14 protein-coding genes and 1 pseudogene are annotated in these 15,170 nt (G+C 65.8%); 10 read left to right on the top strand and 5 right to left on the bottom strand.

The features are described 5' to 3' along the window. The first annotated feature begins 29 nt into the window (after positions 1-29). From JWN03_RS31665 to JWN03_RS31655, 3 genes are read left to right on the top strand one after another with little or no spacing between them, the layout of a single operon-like run. Positions 30-986 carry an ATP-binding cassette domain-containing protein gene (locus JWN03_RS31665; protein WP_297622662.1) on the top strand — a complete coding sequence of 319 codons (957 nt, stop codon included), beginning with the start codon at positions 30-32 and terminating at the stop codon, positions 984-986. Next, positions 983-1,753, top strand: coding sequence for an ABC transporter permease (locus JWN03_RS31660; RefSeq protein WP_297622660.1), 771 nt, complete (start codon positions 983-985; stop codon positions 1,751-1,753). The genes JWN03_RS31665 and JWN03_RS31660 overlap by 4 nt, the downstream gene beginning before the upstream one ends. Then, the gene (locus JWN03_RS31655; RefSeq protein WP_297622658.1) at positions 1,750-2,556 is read left to right on the top strand and encodes an ABC transporter permease; all 807 of its coding nucleotides are present in this window, start codon (positions 1,750-1,752) and stop codon (positions 2,554-2,556) included. The genes JWN03_RS31660 and JWN03_RS31655 overlap by 4 nt, the downstream gene beginning before the upstream one ends. A gap of 54 nt (positions 2,557-2,610) precedes the next feature. Here JWN03_RS31655 and JWN03_RS31650 read toward each other — a convergent pair whose 3' ends face one another. From JWN03_RS31650 to JWN03_RS31640, 3 genes and pseudogenes are all read right to left on the bottom strand, one after another. Further along, positions 2,611-4,737, bottom strand: a complete 2,127-nt coding sequence (locus tag JWN03_RS31650; RefSeq protein ID WP_297622655.1) for an amylo-alpha-1,6-glucosidase — start codon at positions 4,735-4,737, stop codon at positions 2,611-2,613. A 347-nt stretch (positions 4,738-5,084) separates the two neighbouring features. Next, positions 5,085-6,107, bottom strand: a pseudogene (locus JWN03_RS31645) (glycosyltransferase family 4 protein); the annotation flags it as partial. Between the two features lie 519 nt (positions 6,108-6,626). Beyond that, positions 6,627-7,718, bottom strand: a complete 1,092-nt coding sequence (locus JWN03_RS31640) for an AMP-binding protein (protein ID WP_297622653.1) — start codon at positions 7,716-7,718, stop codon at positions 6,627-6,629. Between the two features lie 146 nt (positions 7,719-7,864). Here JWN03_RS31640 and JWN03_RS31635 point away from each other — a divergent pair, with 146 nt between their 5' ends. Further along, positions 7,865-8,215, top strand: a complete 351-nt coding sequence (locus JWN03_RS31635; RefSeq protein WP_297622652.1) for an MmcQ/YjbR family DNA-binding protein — start codon at positions 7,865-7,867, stop codon at positions 8,213-8,215. A gap of 23 nt (positions 8,216-8,238) precedes the next feature. On the opposite strand, the gene JWN03_RS31630 is transcribed toward JWN03_RS31635, so the two are convergent. Together JWN03_RS31630 and JWN03_RS31625 are read right to left on the bottom strand one after the other, a co-directional pair. Continuing rightward, positions 8,239-10,284, bottom strand: a complete 2,046-nt coding sequence (locus JWN03_RS31630) for a M13 family metallopeptidase (protein ID WP_297622650.1) — start codon at positions 10,282-10,284, stop codon at positions 8,239-8,241. A gap of 118 nt (positions 10,285-10,402) precedes the next feature. Continuing rightward, positions 10,403-12,457 carry a M13 family metallopeptidase gene (locus JWN03_RS31625; RefSeq protein ID WP_297622648.1) on the bottom strand — a complete coding sequence of 685 codons (2,055 nt, stop codon included), beginning with the start codon at positions 12,455-12,457 and terminating at the stop codon, positions 10,403-10,405. Between the two features lie 432 nt (positions 12,458-12,889). On the opposite strand from JWN03_RS31625, the gene rplN reads away from it, so the two are divergent. The 6 genes from rplN to JWN03_RS31595 form a co-directional block, all read left to right on the top strand. Next, positions 12,890-13,258 carry a 50S ribosomal protein L14 gene (rplN, locus tag JWN03_RS31620; protein WP_297622674.1) on the top strand — a complete coding sequence of 123 codons (369 nt, stop codon included), beginning with the start codon at positions 12,890-12,892 and terminating at the stop codon, positions 13,256-13,258. Between the two features lie 2 nt (positions 13,259-13,260). Continuing rightward, positions 13,261-13,575 carry a 50S ribosomal protein L24 gene (gene rplX / locus JWN03_RS31615; protein WP_297622646.1) on the top strand — a complete coding sequence of 105 codons (315 nt, stop codon included), beginning with the start codon at positions 13,261-13,263 and terminating at the stop codon, positions 13,573-13,575. Position 13,576: 1 nt separating this feature from the next. Next, the gene (gene rplE / locus JWN03_RS31610) at positions 13,577-14,143 is read left to right on the top strand and encodes a 50S ribosomal protein L5 (RefSeq protein WP_153808456.1); all 567 of its coding nucleotides are present in this window, start codon (positions 13,577-13,579) and stop codon (positions 14,141-14,143) included. Positions 14,144-14,147: 4 nt separating this feature from the next. Continuing rightward, positions 14,148-14,333: a type Z 30S ribosomal protein S14 gene (locus tag JWN03_RS31605; protein ID WP_067695781.1), complete on the top strand. Its 186-nt coding sequence runs from the start codon at positions 14,148-14,150 to the stop codon at positions 14,331-14,333. A gap of 171 nt (positions 14,334-14,504) precedes the next feature. Then, on the top strand, positions 14,505-14,903 hold the full coding sequence (rpsH, locus tag JWN03_RS31600) for a 30S ribosomal protein S8 (protein WP_297622641.1): 399 nt from the start codon (positions 14,505-14,507) through the stop codon (positions 14,901-14,903). Positions 14,904-14,918: 15 nt separating this feature from the next. Further along, the coding region (locus tag JWN03_RS31595; RefSeq protein WP_297622639.1) for a 50S ribosomal protein L6 at positions 14,919-15,170 on the top strand (252 nt) is incomplete at its 3' end.

Genomic DNA, 15,170 nt, shown 5'->3' with positions numbered 1-15,170 from the left:
ACTCGAAGAATATGAGGACGGAGAACACGGTGCCGGAACCGGATGACGCAATCGTCGTCGAGTCCGTGGAAAAGTCGTTCGGGACGGTGAAGGCCTTGCGGGGCATCAGTTTCACCGTGCCCGCGGGCACGGTGCTGGGGGTGCTCGGGCCCAATGGCGCGGGGAAGACCACCACGGTCTCGGTGCTGTCCACCCTGGTGCGGCCGGATGCCGGCCGCGCGCTGGTGGCCGGATACGACGTGGTCCGCCAGCCCACCGAGGTCCGCGCCTCCATCATGCTGACCGGCCAGTACGCCGCCCTCGACGAGGTGCTGACCGGCCGCGAGAATCTGGTGCTGTTCGGGCGGCTGCTCGGCCTGCACCGCAAGCAGGCGAAGGTGCGCGCCGACGAACTGCTCGAACAGTTCGCGCTCACCGAGGCCGCGGACCGCCGGGTCGGCCAGTACTCCGGTGGTATGCGCCGCCGTATCGACATCGCCTGCGGTCTGGTGCGCCCGCCGCGGGTGGTCTTCCTCGACGAGCCGACCACCGGGCTGGACCCGGTCAGCCGGCAGAGCCTCTGGTCGCTGGTGCGCGAACTCAAGCAGCAGGGTGTCACAGTACTGCTCACCACGCAGTACCTGGAGGAGGCGGATGCGCTGAGCGACAACATCATTGTCGTCGACAAGGGCACCGTCATCGCCGAGGGCACCGCCGATCAACTCAAGGCCCGCTCCGGATCGAGCTACTGCGAGGTGGTGCCCGTCGACGCCGCCGACGTGCCGCGCCTGGTCACCGCACTGGCCGGATTGGGTGAGGTCACCGTCCCCGATTCCGCGGACCGGGTGGCGCTGCCCGCTCCGGACGGCGCCGCCACCCTGACCGAGGCACTGCACCGAATCACCGGCAGCGGTATCGAATTGATCGATATCGCGCTGCGCCGCCCCTCGCTCGACGAGGTCTTCATCGAACTGACCAAGCCCGCCGCAGTGGAGTCGCGAGCATGAATCAGGCTCCGATCATGCGTATTCCAGCCGGGATGCAGTGGACCGCCCTGAGCGAGCGCGGTATTCGCGCCGCCTTCCGCGAAGGTGATGTGGTGCTGGCGCTGGCCGCGCCGGTGGTCATCTACATCTGCTTCTACATTCCGCTGCGAAAGTCCATGCTGGCGGCCGGAATCGACTTCGCGCAGTATTTGCTTCCGTTGACCGCCGTGTACGCCATGTTCTTCACCGCCATGTTCGCCGGCGACCGTGCCGGACGGGAGCAGACGGGCGGTATGGCCACCCGATTGCGCTCCCTGCCGGTGCATCCCTGGGTACCGGTGGCGGCCCGCATGTCCGCGAATCTGGTGCGCGGCTGCGCCGCCCTGATCAGCGCGCTGGTCGTGGGCATCGCCTTCGGCTTCCGATTCCACGACACCGCAACAGCATTGGTGTTCGTTTTGGTGGCACTGGGCTTCGGCACCGCGGTGGTCATCGGCGCGGACGCGCTCGGCACGGCCACCCGCAATCCGGAACTCGGTGCCACGGTGCTTTTCGTCCCGCAATTGCTGCTGGTGATGACCTCCACGGGATTCGTTCCCGCCGAAGGCTTCCCGGGCTGGATCCAGGGCTGGGTGCGCAATCAACCGGTCTCCCAGGTGACCGCCGCACTGCGCGGCCTGGCCGACGGCCGGTACCCGTCGGAGCTCTGGGTCGCCGCACTGTGGATCGGCGGCCTGCTGATCGTGGGTGCGGTACTGGCGATACGAGCCGAAGGACGGCGCGCATGAGTGCGGAAACCACGGTGACAGCACAGATTCCGGCCGGATCCGGATCCCTGCTGAGCCAATTGCTCATCGAAGCCGGCCGGCTGCTGCGCCGCTGGACCCGGCAGCAGGAGGTCATGACCAGCACGCTGATGCTGCCGGTCCTACTGCTGCTCATGTTCGATCTCGTGCTGAAGCGGTCCCTGGGCGTCTCCTCCGGTGTCGACCCCATCTACGGATTTGTGCCCATGATCGCCATCGCCGGCGCCATGTACGGCGCGATGGGCACCGGCCTGTCGCTCTACGGCGAACGGCAGAGCGGACTGCTGCGCCGCTTCTGGGTGCTGCCCATTCACCGTTCCGCGAGCATGCTCGGCCGCCTGCTCGCCGAATGTGTGCGCGCCGCTGTTGTCACCCTCGTCGTCGTAGCCATCGGCATGCTGCTCGGCCTGCGCTTCCAGCAGGGCTGGCCCGGTTTCTTCGGAGTCCTGGCGGTGCCGGTCATCGTCATCGCCGGGTTCACCCCGGCGGTAATCCTGGTCGGCGTCAGCCGAATCGGTGACAAGGTGGTGCAACTCGCCGCCATCGTGGTGCTTGTCGCCATGTTCTTCAATTCGGGCTTCGTCCCGCTGGACAACTACCCGGACGCCATTGCGCCGATAGTCCGCGCCCAGCCCATGAGCTGCGCCATCGAGGCCATGCGCGGCTTCATTCTGGGCGGCCCGATCGCGACCCCGCTCCTGCAGACCGTGGCCTGGTCCGCGGGCCTGGCCGCCGTCTTCGGCGTCCTCGCCGTCTGCGGCTATCGCGCCGCCGCCGAGAGTTGACCGGACGACGGCACCGGCGGACCCCTGGGGAATCCGCTGGTGCCGTCGTATCCGTCAGTGCGTGATCAGCTTCCAGTCCTCAGGGAGGTTGGCGGTCGTGACGCGGTCGCCTTCCACGACCAGGTCGATCAGCGTGCCGCCCAATCGCAGATCGGTGACCTCGACCCGGCCCCAGCGCGCGGGCAGATGCGGCAGCACGGTGAGCGTGCGGCGCGGGACATCCGGGTCCAACCCGAGGAAGGAGCGGACCAGCAGCAGGGGCGCCGCGCTGGCCCAGGCCTGCGGTGAGCAAGAGGTCGGATAGGGGACGGGTGCGGCGAACTTGGAACGCGGGAAGCCGCAGAACAATTCGGGCAGGCGACCGCCGAACGCTTCCGCCGCGTCGAGCAGTCCGTCGCTGAGCCGGGTGGCCAGCTCGATGGCGCCGGGAAGATGGCGGTAGCGCAGCAGCCCGGCGACGGCAATGGCGGTGTCGTGCGGCCAGATCGAACCATTGTGGTAGCTCATCGGATTGAAGGCGGCCATATTGGAAGACAGGGTGCGCAACCCGAATCCGCTGTCCATATCCTCCGCCGCCAGTTTGCCGATCACCTCGGTGGCGTGCTCGTCGGAGACGATGCCCGACCACAGGCAGTGGCCGATATTGCTGGTGAGCGCGTCCAGGCGGCGCTTCTTGCCGTCCAAAGCGACGGCGAACCAACCCTTTTCGGGAATCCAGAAGGCCTCGGCGAACTTGGTGCGCAATTCCGCGGCGCTGTCGCGCAGGTGCCCGGCCGTGGTGGGGTCGCCGAACTCCTCGGCCAGGTCGGCGCGGGCCTGCAGGGCCGCGTACGCGTAGCCCTGCACCTCGCACAGTGCGATGGGAGTCTCCGGAAGATGTCCTGCGGCGTCGTTGATGCCGTCGAAACTGTCCTTCCAGCCCTGATTGATGAGACCACGATCGGTGGCCCGGCGGTACTCCACAAAACCGTCACCGTCGCGGTCGCCGTAATCGGCGATCCAGGCGAGCGCGGCGTCGGCGGCGGGCAGCAGCGCCTGCACCGCGTCCCGATCCGCGCCCCAGCGCCGGGCCTGCGCCAGCAGCATGACAAAAAGCGGTGTGGCGTCCACGGTTCCGTAGTACGTCTCACCGCCCAGCACCTGTCCGCTGGCCGGGCCGCGCCGCATCTCGTGCATGATGCGGCCGGGCTCCTCCTCGGTCATCGGATCCAGCCGCTGGCCCTGCATCTCGGCCAGCTGCTGCATGGTGCCCACCGCCAGGCCCACATCCAGCGGCAGCGCCATCCATGCGGTGAGCAGCGAATCACGACCGAACAGGGTCATGAACCAGGGCGCCCCGGCGGCCACGAACGGCCGGCCGCCGCGACTCTCGTCGTGAATCTGCAAGGCGCCCAGATCACTTTCGGTGCGCACCAGCACCTGGGCGAGCTGCGGATCGGTGGCGGTGATATTGGCGGCGGTATCGCGCCACGCGGCGATCTTGCGGCTGGGCTCGCTGAATTCGTATTGCTCACCGGGGCGCACCGATGAGTGGATGGACTGACTGCCGAGGGTCGGCTGCGCGAAGACCTCGGTCTGCCAGGTGCCCCCGGCGGGCACCACTGCTCGCCAGGACAGCGAACCCGGCAGCACCACAGGGGTTTCCGACGACGAGACCGACAGCCCACGCGCCCGATCCGACCGGTCGTTCAGTAGTAACTCCACGTCCGTGACCAGGATCTCGGCGCGGGCGCTGGCGGTGCGGCCCTCCTTGACCGCGAACAGATCCACGAAATCCGCGTCGATATGCAATTGCAGGTCGACAGCGGTGGCCTCCCGCCCCAGGTTCTCCACCGTGATCGTTTCCCGCAGCCCGTCCGCGATAAGGCGCTCGCGGACGATCAGAACGGTGCTGTCTGCTGCGCCGGCCCGCGGGGGCCGGCGCAGTATGAACCGGGCGGTGAACGCCTCCGGACCCCAGACCGACAGCGGCTCCGGCCGCTGCCCGTCCAAGCGCAGTTCCCATCGGGACACCACCCGCGCATCCCGGTAGAACAACCCGTGCGCGGTGCCGGGCTCCACATCTCCGTGCCGATCCGACAGACAGAAGGTACTGCCCGCCACCAGCGTTACCGAGCCACCGAGCCCACCCAGAGCCGACGCCTCGCCGCTGTTCAGCGCGACCGGAACCTCATCAGTCATTCAGAGCCTTCCTCCCGAGCGCCCGCATCCGGCATAATGCCGGACTCATCGAAGGGCGCGGAACCTGTTGGGTGGCCGGCCGACCCGCGGCCCGTTCTGTGATTGACATCGACTACCGCCTCGGCGACCGGGATCGTGGGAAGGCAGGTGGCAGTGGACATCCAGCTGGGAGCCGGACCCGTCGGGCGGGCCGGGGTCGTCCCGACGGAACGGCCCGCCTTCGCGCCCGAGGTACGCCCGGGTCCGGTGCCTGCGGCGCGGGTCGGCGCGGGCAGGGGCTGGTGGGCCGCGTTCGCCGGCCAGGCGTGCGCAGCGCTGTTGCGGCCGATACGACGGGATCTGCCGATCTGGACCACGCGGCGGTACATCTCCTCATAGCCGCGCCCGAGAGTGTCGGCGCCGAAATGCGTGATCACGTGATTGCGCATGGCCAGCGGATCGTAGGTCTGCACTTCCTTGATGGCCGTGGCGAGTTCGGAAGGATCGTCGCAGATGCGACCGGTGACACCGTCGATGATCACCTCGGCGACAGCGCCGCCGCGCAATGCCACCACGGGAGTACCGCAGACCATTGCCTCGATCATCACCATGCCGAACGGTTCCTCCCAGCGCACCGGGAACAGCAGAGCGCGCGCTCCGGCGAGCAGTGTGCGTTTGGCGGCGGCATCGGCCATTCCGAACATGTGATCGCGTTCGGTGAGCAATGGCTTTACCGCACTGTCGAAATACCTCAATTCGGGCGGTTCGGCGCATTTGCCCGCAAGCACCAGCGGGATATCGGCGGCATGCGCCGCCTCCAACGCCAGATGCGGCGCTTTGTCCTCGGTGAACCGACCCAGGAAGAGAGCGTAGTCCTCCTTCTCCGGCTGATAGGGCCAATCGTCAACACGTAACGCATTGTGTACGCGGCCAATCCAATTCAGATCCGGAGCCAGCTCACGCTGCCGGTCGCTGATGGCCACCAGATGCGTGTCCTCGCCGAGTTCGCTGTAGTAGTCGTAAGGGTCGCCGTTCACAGGTCCGTGCACGGTCACCACGGTCGGCAGGCCGAGTTCGCGATATACCGGCATATTCAGTGGTCCGGCGAAGGTGTGGTCGTGCACCAGATCGAGGCCGTCGGTCACCGCCAGCCGCTCCAGCGCCCGCCGAACCTTCAGGGCGTGCAGTACTTCCGGGAAGGGGTCACCGAGTCGGTCGGCCTGAATCCGATCCCACAGTGGGACGAATCGGCCCTTGGTCCCGTTCTCGCCGGCGCCCAGCAGCGTGACCTGGTGTCCGCGATCCGCCAGTGCGTCGACCAGATCGGCGACCACCGCCTCGACACCGCCGTATGCCTTCGGTGGAATATCGAAATAGGGTGGCACCACCATCGCGATGTGAAGCCGATCGGGATCGAACTTCTGGAGTTCGAATTCGAGAGATGCCGGGCCAGGCGTTGGAATTTTCGCGCTCATAGCCGCTCCTTCCAGGAACACAACAACCGTCGGCGCCTGGTATGGCGGGCGCCGATACTGGCGGCTGTGGCCTGAGGAAGATCGAAAGCGCTTGTGCCGCAGTGGACCTGCCCGGCTCACCTGCTCCGGCACTGAGTCCGGAGTAGGAAAGCCGGGCAGGGAGCTTCGACAGCACGCCCCGGGGTGGGAGCGCTGATGATCGTCGCGCCGGCCGATGCGTTCGCTGCGGCTCGGCCGGACGGTGGTCCGGCGCGCACGACTCCAGCGGCGTTGAGAGGGGTGTCACCGTATGGTTATCCGTGCGGTGAGACCGAGAGCGAAGGCATCCCGATTCGCGTCGTCGCGCTCGGCAGCCATTCAGTGGTTTCCACAGTATCCCGCTAGATCACGCCTAGCGAGCAGATCGATATCTTCCGTTCTTTATTCGCGCAAAGTTCAGGCCGCGTAGTCGACTTCGTCGTCCGTGACCGGAGTGATCCGATCGGCCACGACGGAAACAACTGTCGCATCGATAGTTTCGGCCATATCGAAGACGAGCCAGCCGTCAGCGGTCCAGCCGCCGCGGGCTCCGGTGCGGGTCAGGCGGCCGCCGGGGACGAACGGGTCGGCCACGAATCCGGTGGCGGATTCGGCCGCCAGCGCCGCGCCGCCGAGGTAGACCTCGCCGGACATGCCCGGCGCGACCGGTCGCAGCGCCGAGTCCAGCACCAGCACCCGAGCGCCGGGAATGGGCCGGACCCGGCCCGAGCCGTCGAGCGGCCCGCGGGCGGCGACACCGGCGTATTCGGGTGCGGTGTAGGCGAATCCGGCCACCGAACCCGCGGCGACGGCGCGAAGCAGACCGGAAAGTATTACCGGGCAGTCGGTTCCGGTGACATCCCAGCGCCGCACCGTCGGCAGCGCGGGCGCGGGCAGATCCGACAGGGTGGCCAGCGTCCGCGCATCGGCCACCACATGGGTCGCCGCGCAGGTGGCGATGAGTTCGGCCAGCGCCGCGGGCGCCTGGCGCTGCGCCTCGGTGGCCAGCACCAGGGTGGCACCGTCGGCGAGCGCGGCGAGCAGTTCGACCGCAGCGTCGGCGCAATCCCAGCGGGTGGCGAACAGGCGGACGTCGGCGGAGCCGAAGGCGCGATCGACTCGGCATTCGCGGTGCGCGGCGACCACGGCGCGGCGATCGTCCGCGGCGGCGGCCAGCGCATCGGCCGTCAGGCCGATGCCCGAATCGCCGAGCATGAGGGTGGAATCATTGTTCGCGGCGGCGGCGATCTCGCAGAGCAACCGGGCCAATCCGTCCAGCGAGGGTCCGGCGGAGCCGATGCTGCCGCCGTCCAGGCGGTCGAAGAGTTCGGCATAGGTGAGGATGTGCCCGCCGTATCGCACGGCCGTCCGCAATATCGGGACGCGGCGCCCGCATTCGATCAGGCTCTCGACCGACGGCACGTCGTACAGCTCGACTCCGTTGGCCCATTCGTCCACCAGTCGAAGACGCTCGACGGTGGACAGACTCTCCGGCACCAAACGCTCCATTGCTCACATCCCTGAACACGTACTTATGCAACCCTAACCTAATTGACCAGGATTGCGATAGGCAACCCCATCCGGGATCGAACCGGCAACAGCGTCGCAGCGGTCGGCCGTGGCCGGTGTCGTACTCGGCTGGGAAGATCGCGGGCATGACGGTGAGCGGGGACGAGGTTCGCACGGCGGTGCTTGCGCTGCCGCAGGTGCGGGAGCTGTTCGAGTGGGGAATGCCGACCTTCCGGGTGGCGGGGAAATTGTTCCTGACCTTGCCGGAGGCGGAGACGTCGATGGCGGTGCGGTGCCCGATGGCCGATCGGGACGAGCTGGTGCTCGCCGAGCCGGACAAGTTCTGGGTGGCCGGGCACGAGGCATACAGCGCGTGGGTGCGGGTACGGCTGCACGCCCTCGACGACCTCGCGGAACTGGAGGCCATTGTGGTGGATTCATGGCGGTTGGCAGCGCCGGCGCAGCTGGTGGAACAGCATTTCGCCGACCCGGCCTGAGCCGCAATCGTTTTCGATCGCCGTCAGAAGGTGACGCGCTGGTCCTCCGGGAGGAAGAGCTTGTCGCCCTCTTTCACACCGAAGGCGGCGTAGTACTCCGCCTGATTGCGAACCACCTGATTGGCCCGGCACTCGCCGGGGGAGTGCACGTCCTCCAGCCGGTTCTCGGAGGCCTCCTTGGTGGACTTCTCCCGCCAATTGCGGCCCCACGCCTCGAACATGGGTGTGTAGTCCACCTTGTCGATCTTGTTGCGCTGCTGGGCAATGCGATAGGCGGCCAAGGCCATCTGCAGTCCACGATTGTCGGCCACATTCTCACCGAGGGTCAGTTCGCCGTTCACATGCTGATCGGTGGTCAGTCCGGCGGGCACCAGCGCGTTGTACTGGCCGACCAGCTTCCGGGTGCGGGCTTCGAAGGCCGTCCGGTCCGCCGGCGGCCACCAATCCCGCAAATTGCCATCGGCGTCGTACTTGGAACCCTGATCGTCGAAGCCGTGCCCGATCTCGTGCCCGATAACCGCGCCGCCCGCACCGTAATTCACCGCGGCTTCGGCCGCGAGGTCGAAGAACGGCGGCTGCAGGAAGGCGGCGGGGAACGAGATCTCATTGTTGACAGGCGTATACGAGGCATTGACCGTCTGCGGAGTCATGCCCCACTCCGACTTGTCGACCGGTGTGCCCAGCCGGTCGAACGCCCGCTTGTTATCGAAAGCGCCGACGGCGCGCAATGATTCGATGAGTTTGCCGCGCGTGATCTTCAGTCCGGAGTAGTCGTCCCACTTGTCCGGGTAGCCGATCTTGACGCCCATCTTCGCGAGCTTGGCTATGGCGAGATCGCGGGTCGGCTGTGACATCCACGTCGAATTGGTGAAATTGTCCTTGTATGCGGCCCGCAGGTCGTCCACCATGGCGAGCGCCTGCTTCTTGGCCTCGGGCGGAAAATGCTTGGCTACGTACAGTTTTCCGAGCTGCTCGCCGAGACTTCCATCGACGATGGCGACCCCGTACTCCCACAGCTGCCGCCGCTTCTCCTGCCCCTGCATCACCCGGCCGAAGAAGTCGAAGTTCACATCGACAATGGCCTGCGGCAGATACAGCGCATACGTGCGGACCAGGTACAGCTTCAAATACTCGCGCCAGATACCGAGATCCACATCGTGCCAGAGCTCTCCGGCATGGGTCAGATACGACGGCTGGGCGACGATCACGGTGTCGAACAACGACTTCGGTCGTTCGGTGGAGCCCGCCAGCCACGGATCCCAATCGAATTGCGGTGCGAGCGCGACCATCTCGCTCCACGCCATTTTGTTGTACGTGACATCGGAGTTGCGCATCTTGACGCTGTCCCAGAAGCCCGCGGCGATCCTGGTCTCCAGATCCAGCACCCGCCCGGCCATTCCGGCCGGATCGGGGAAACCCGCGGCAGCCGAGACCTTTTCCAGATATGTGCGGTATCCGGCGATCTTCGCCGCGAACTCCGGTTTGCGGTAGTACTGCTCCGGCAACCCGATACCGGACTGGCTGACCGACGGCACATACGCCGTCGAATTCTTGCGGTCGATGGTGATGCCGACCCTGATGAGCCCGCCGATCGGCAGCCCGCCCATCACCTTGGCCAGTTCCGGTTTGCCCGGCGCCTTGTCGATCTGGTCGAACAGATCGGCCAGCGGTGTCATGCCGAGCTTCTCGATCTGATCCAGATCGACCCGCGCGTCGTACAGATCTCGAATCTGCTCTGCCTCCGAGCCGGCCTCGGGATCCTTGATGCCGTCGATGATCTCGCGCAGCTGCTGCTGCACCCGATCATTCACCTCGTTGAAGGTGCCGAAGGAGACCTTGTCGGGCGGCAGCTGATAGTCCTGCAGCCACTTACCGTTGACGAACCGATAGAGATCGTCCTGCGGCCGCACCGCCGCATCAGAGCCGGACATGTCTGGACCGGTGAGCGGCGCGCTCGCGGTCTTGTTCGCCGGATCGCTACTGCATGACACGAGCGCGACCGCGGCGGGCGCCAGCCCCAGCGCGACCAGGAATGCTCGTCGATCGAACCGGACCTGACCCGACGTCACGTGTTCCCCTCTCCGTTGGTGCGGTCAGACCCGCACCGATCATGCGCACGAGCACTGCGCGCCGGCCCCCGCTCGAGGCTACCGGCGTTTCCCAGGACAGTCCGAGAGTTGTTCCCGGCTAGAGAGTTACGCGCTGATCCGGCGGCAGGAACTCCTTATCGCTCTCCTGCACCCCGTAGGTGGTGTAGAAATCGGAGAGATTGCGCACCACCTGATTGCACCGGAACTCCGCGGGGGAGTGCGGATCACCGGCGATCTGCTGCTCCGTCGATTCCTGGGTCTGCTTGGTGCGCCAGGTCCGCCCCCACGACTCGAACATCGGTTTGAAATCGGGAGTATCTGTGCCGCCGCGCTTTTCGAGCAATCGGTAGGCGGACAGCGAAATCTCCAGTCCGCGCAGATCGGCCAGGTTCTCACCGACGGTCAGCTCACCGTTCACATGCTTGTCGGCGGGCAGCCCCTCCGGCACCAGCGCGTTGTACTGCGCGATGAGCGCCTTGGTCTTGGCCTCGAACGCCGCCTTGTCCTCCGGCGTCCACCAGTCGTGCAGGTTTCCGTCCCCATCGTATTTGGCGCCCTGATCGTCGAAGCCGTGCCCTATCTCGTGCCCGATAACCGCTCCGCCCGCACCGTAATTCACGGCCGGCTGCGCATCCTTGTCGAAGAACGGCGGCTGCAGGAAGGCGGCCGGGAAGGTGATCTCGTTACCGCTGGCGTCGTAGGAGGCGTTCACCGTCTGCGGCGACATGCCCCATTCGGATTTATCCACAGGCGTCCCCAGCCGCCCGAACATGCGCTTCGAGCCGTATGCGTCGACCGCGCGCAGGGATTCGAGCAATTTGCCGCGGGTGATGGTGACCGACGAGTAGTCCTCCCACTTGTCCGGGTACCCGATCTTGGCGTTGATCTTCTCCAGCTTGGCGATGGCCGCGGCCCGGGTCGGCGGCGACATCCACGTCGAATTGGTGAAGTTGTCCTTGTACGCGGCCCGCAGATCGTCCACCATGGCCAGCGCCTGCTTCTTGGCCTCGGGCGGAAAATGCTTGTCCACGTACAGCTTTCCGAGCGGATCACCCAGATTCGAGCTCACCGTCGCCACCGCGGACTTCCACTTCTCCGGCCGCTGCTGCATCCCGCCCAGCACCTTGCCGAAGAAATCGAAATTCGGATCCGCAACGGCCTTGGGCAGATACGTCGCGAAGGCGCGAACCAGCCCGAGCTTCAGATACTCACGCCAGGCGGCGATATCCACCTGCTGCCACAGCTGGCCGGCGGCGGTCACGAACGACGGCTGCCCGACATTGACGTTCGCGAACAGCTCCTTCGGCCGGTCGGTACTGCCCGCCAGCCACGGATCCCAATCGAATTCCGGTGCGAGCGCGGTCAATTCGGCCCAGCTGCGCGGATTATAGGAGGCATCGGTATCGCGCAGTCGCACGTTGTCCCACTGCGCTGCGGCAATGCGGCCCTCCAACTCCACCACCCGATCGGCCAGCGCCGCCGGATCGGCGAACCCCGCGCCGGCCGCGATCTGCTCCATATATTTGCGGTAGGCGGCGAGCTTGTCGGCATTCTCGGGCTTCAGGTAGTACTGCTGGTCCAGCCCGGTCCCCGCCTGATCCACCTCGGGCAGATAGGCAGTGGAGTTCTTGGGATCCACGCTCACCCCGAGACCGATCAGCCCCACCCCGGGTAGCGAACCCATCACGTGTGCCAGATCGGCCTTGGTCGCCGCCGCATCGATCTTCGCGAACAGATCGTCCAGCGGTGTCATACCGAGCTTCTCGACATCGGTGTCATCGAGCCGTGCGTCGTAGAGATCGCGAATCTTCTGCGCATCGGTTCCGGACTTCGGATTGTGAATGCCCTCGATGATTTCCCGCAGCTGCTGTTCGACCCGGTCCTCGACCTCGTCGAAGGTGCCGAACCGCACCTTGTCCGGCGGTAGCTGATACTCCCGCAACCAGGTCCCGTTCATAAATCGATACAGATCGTCCTGCGGCCGGATCGCCGCATCCGAACCGGCCATATCCGGGCCGGTCAGCGGGGTGGAGGACACCGAATTCGAGGTTTCCGACTTCGAACAGCCGGGCAGCGGCGCGGTGGCGGGCAACACCCCCAGCGCGATCAGGAACTTACGGCGATCGAGAGCGAAGGGGCGCTCGGAGGTCAACGCGAATCTCCTCTATCGGATAATCGGGCGATTGCTCGGACGTTGCGCGCAAGACGCTAGTAGACCTGCCTGAGCAACACCTGAAGCCACACCACTCCAAGGTCGTGGCCCGCCCGGTTCTGGACTGAGTGGAGCGGGGGAGCGAAGCGGAGGAGCGGAGGGAGGGAAGAACCGGGTGACAGGGCCGCGACCCCGCCGGAGCGAAGCGGAGGCAGAAAATACAGCCCCGGTTTGGGCCCCACCTGCGGTTTAGCTACACTTGACCGGTTGCCCGCGGGAGCTATGCCCGCAATCCGGCCGCGAACCCCCTGGGGTTGATCGTTTCCGATCATCCAAAACCGCAGGCAGGCGCGCGTTTCGGATGGCTACATGACCATGCCCGTCGGGTCGGCAATCCGGCGTGCATTTCGTCCAGGTCTAGGAGGAGCTGAAGTGATTCAGCAAGAGTCGCGACTGCGCGTCGCCGACAACACTGGTGCCAAGGAAATCCTTTGCATCCGCGTTCTCGGTGGTTCGTCGCGTCGCTATGCCGGTATCGGCGACATCATCGTCGCTACCGTGAAGGACGCCATCCCCGGTGGCAACGTCAAGAAGGGCGAGGTCGTCAAGGCCGTCGTCGTTCGCACCACCAAGGAGCGTCGCCGTCCGGATGGTTCCTACATCCGTTTCGACGAGAACGCCGCGGTGCTGATCAAGCCGGATCACGATCCGCGCGGCACCCGCATCTTCGGCCCGGTCGGCCGTGAGCTGCGCGAGAAGAAGTTCATGAAGATCGTTTCGCTGGCTCCGGAGGTGCTCTAGCCATGAAGGTGCACAAGGGCGACACCGTGATCGTCGTTTCGGGCAAGGACAAGGGCGCCAAGGGCAAGGTCATTCAGGCCTACCCGGCAACCGGCAAGGTCCTCGTCGAAGGCGTGAACCGGATCAAGAAGCATGTCGCGAACTCCGCGAACGAGCGTGGCGCCAGCTCCGGCGGCATCGTGACCCAGGAAGCGCCGATCCAGGCCTCCAACGTGATGGTTGTGGACTCGGATGGCAAGCCCACCCGCGTCGGCTTCCGTACCGATGACAACGGCAAGCGGGTTCGTATCTCCCGTCGCAACGGGAAGGACATCTGAGATGACTTCTACTGAGAACAAGGTGCAGCCGCGCCTCAAGGCGCGCTACCGCGCCGAGATCAAGGACGCGCTCAACAGCGAGTTCAACTACGCCAACGTGATGCAGATCCCGGGCGTCGTCAAGGTCGTCGTGAACATGGGTGTCGGCGACGCCGCCCGTGACGCGAAGCTGATCAACGGCGCCGTCGCGGACCTGACCCTGATCACGGGCCAGAAGCCGGAAATCCGGAAGGCCACGAAGTCCATCGCGCAGTTCAAGCTGCGTGAGGGCATGCCGATCGGCGCGAAGGTCACCCTTCGTGGCGACCGCATGTGGGAGTTCCTGGATCGCCTGATCTCCATCGCGCTTCCCCGTATCCGCGACTTCCGCGGCCTCTCGCCGAAGCAGTTCGACGGGAACGGCAACTACACGTTCGGCCTCAGCGAGCAGTCGATGTTCCACGAGATCGACGTGGACCGTATCGACCGTCCGCGTGGTATGGACATCACCGTGGTGACGACCGCGACCAATAACGAAGAGGGTCGCGCACTGCTCAAGCACCTCGGCTTCCCGTTCAAGGAGAACTGAGTACATGGCTAAGAAAGCCCTCGTCAACAAGGCCAACGCCAAGCCGAAGTTCGCGGTGCGCGCCTACACCCGCTGCCAGCGTTGCGGCCGTCCGCACGCGGTTTACCGCAAGTTCGGCCTGTGCCGTATCTGCCTGCGTGAGATGGCCCACCGCGGCGAACTCCCGGGCGTGCACAAGTCCTCCTGGTAAGCACCAAAAGACTTCCGGGGCTTCGGTTTTCAACTGAGGCCGGGGCCCCGGCAAGAACTGCCCGTCGGGTAACCGAAGGGCATGAACCCCTACTTCGTTGTAGGCCCACGACCGCTCCTTTAGAACGGTGCTGAATGGGAACCGCGGCGAGAAAGGTATGCGGTCAAACACATGACCATGACTGACCCCATCGCAGACTTCTTGACCCGTCTGCGCAACGCCAACTCGGCGTACCACGACCAGGTGAAGGCCCCCCACTCGAAGATCAAGGTGAACATCGCCGAGATCCTCAAGCGTGAGGGCTACATCGCCGACTACCGCATCGAAGATGCGACCGTCGGCAAGGCGATCGTCGTCGACCTCAAGTACGGCCCGAGCCGTGAGCGCAGCCTGCAGGGCGTGCGTCGCGTTTCGAAGCCGGGCCTGCGCGTATACGCGAAGTCCACCAACCTGCCCAAGGTGCTCGGCGGCCTCGGCGTGGCGATCATCTCCACGTCCACTGGTCTGCTCACGGACCGTCAGGCCAAGCAGCAGAGTGTAGGCGGGGAAGTCCTCGCCTACGTCTGGTAAGGGAGGTAGGAACTAATGTCGCGTATCGGTAAGAAGCCGGTCCCGGTTCCCGCCGGTGTCGAGGTGACCATCGACGGCCAGAACGTTGCGGTGAAGGGTCCCAAGGGCACCCTGTCGCACGTGGTCGCCGAGCCGATCACCGTCACCAAGGCGGAGTCCGGTGAGCTCGAGGTCGTTCGTCCGAACGACGAGCGTCAGAACCGCTCGCTGCACGGCCTGACCCGCACCCTGATCAGCAACATGATCGTCGGTGTGACCGCAGGCTAC

The organism is Nocardia sp., from assembly GCF_025465275.1.
In the GTDB taxonomy this organism is placed as follows: Bacteria; Actinomycetota; Actinomycetes; order Mycobacteriales; family Mycobacteriaceae; genus Nocardia.
The sequence above is the reverse complement of the archived record's forward strand: the minus strand, read 5'-3'. Positions and strand labels throughout refer to the sequence as shown.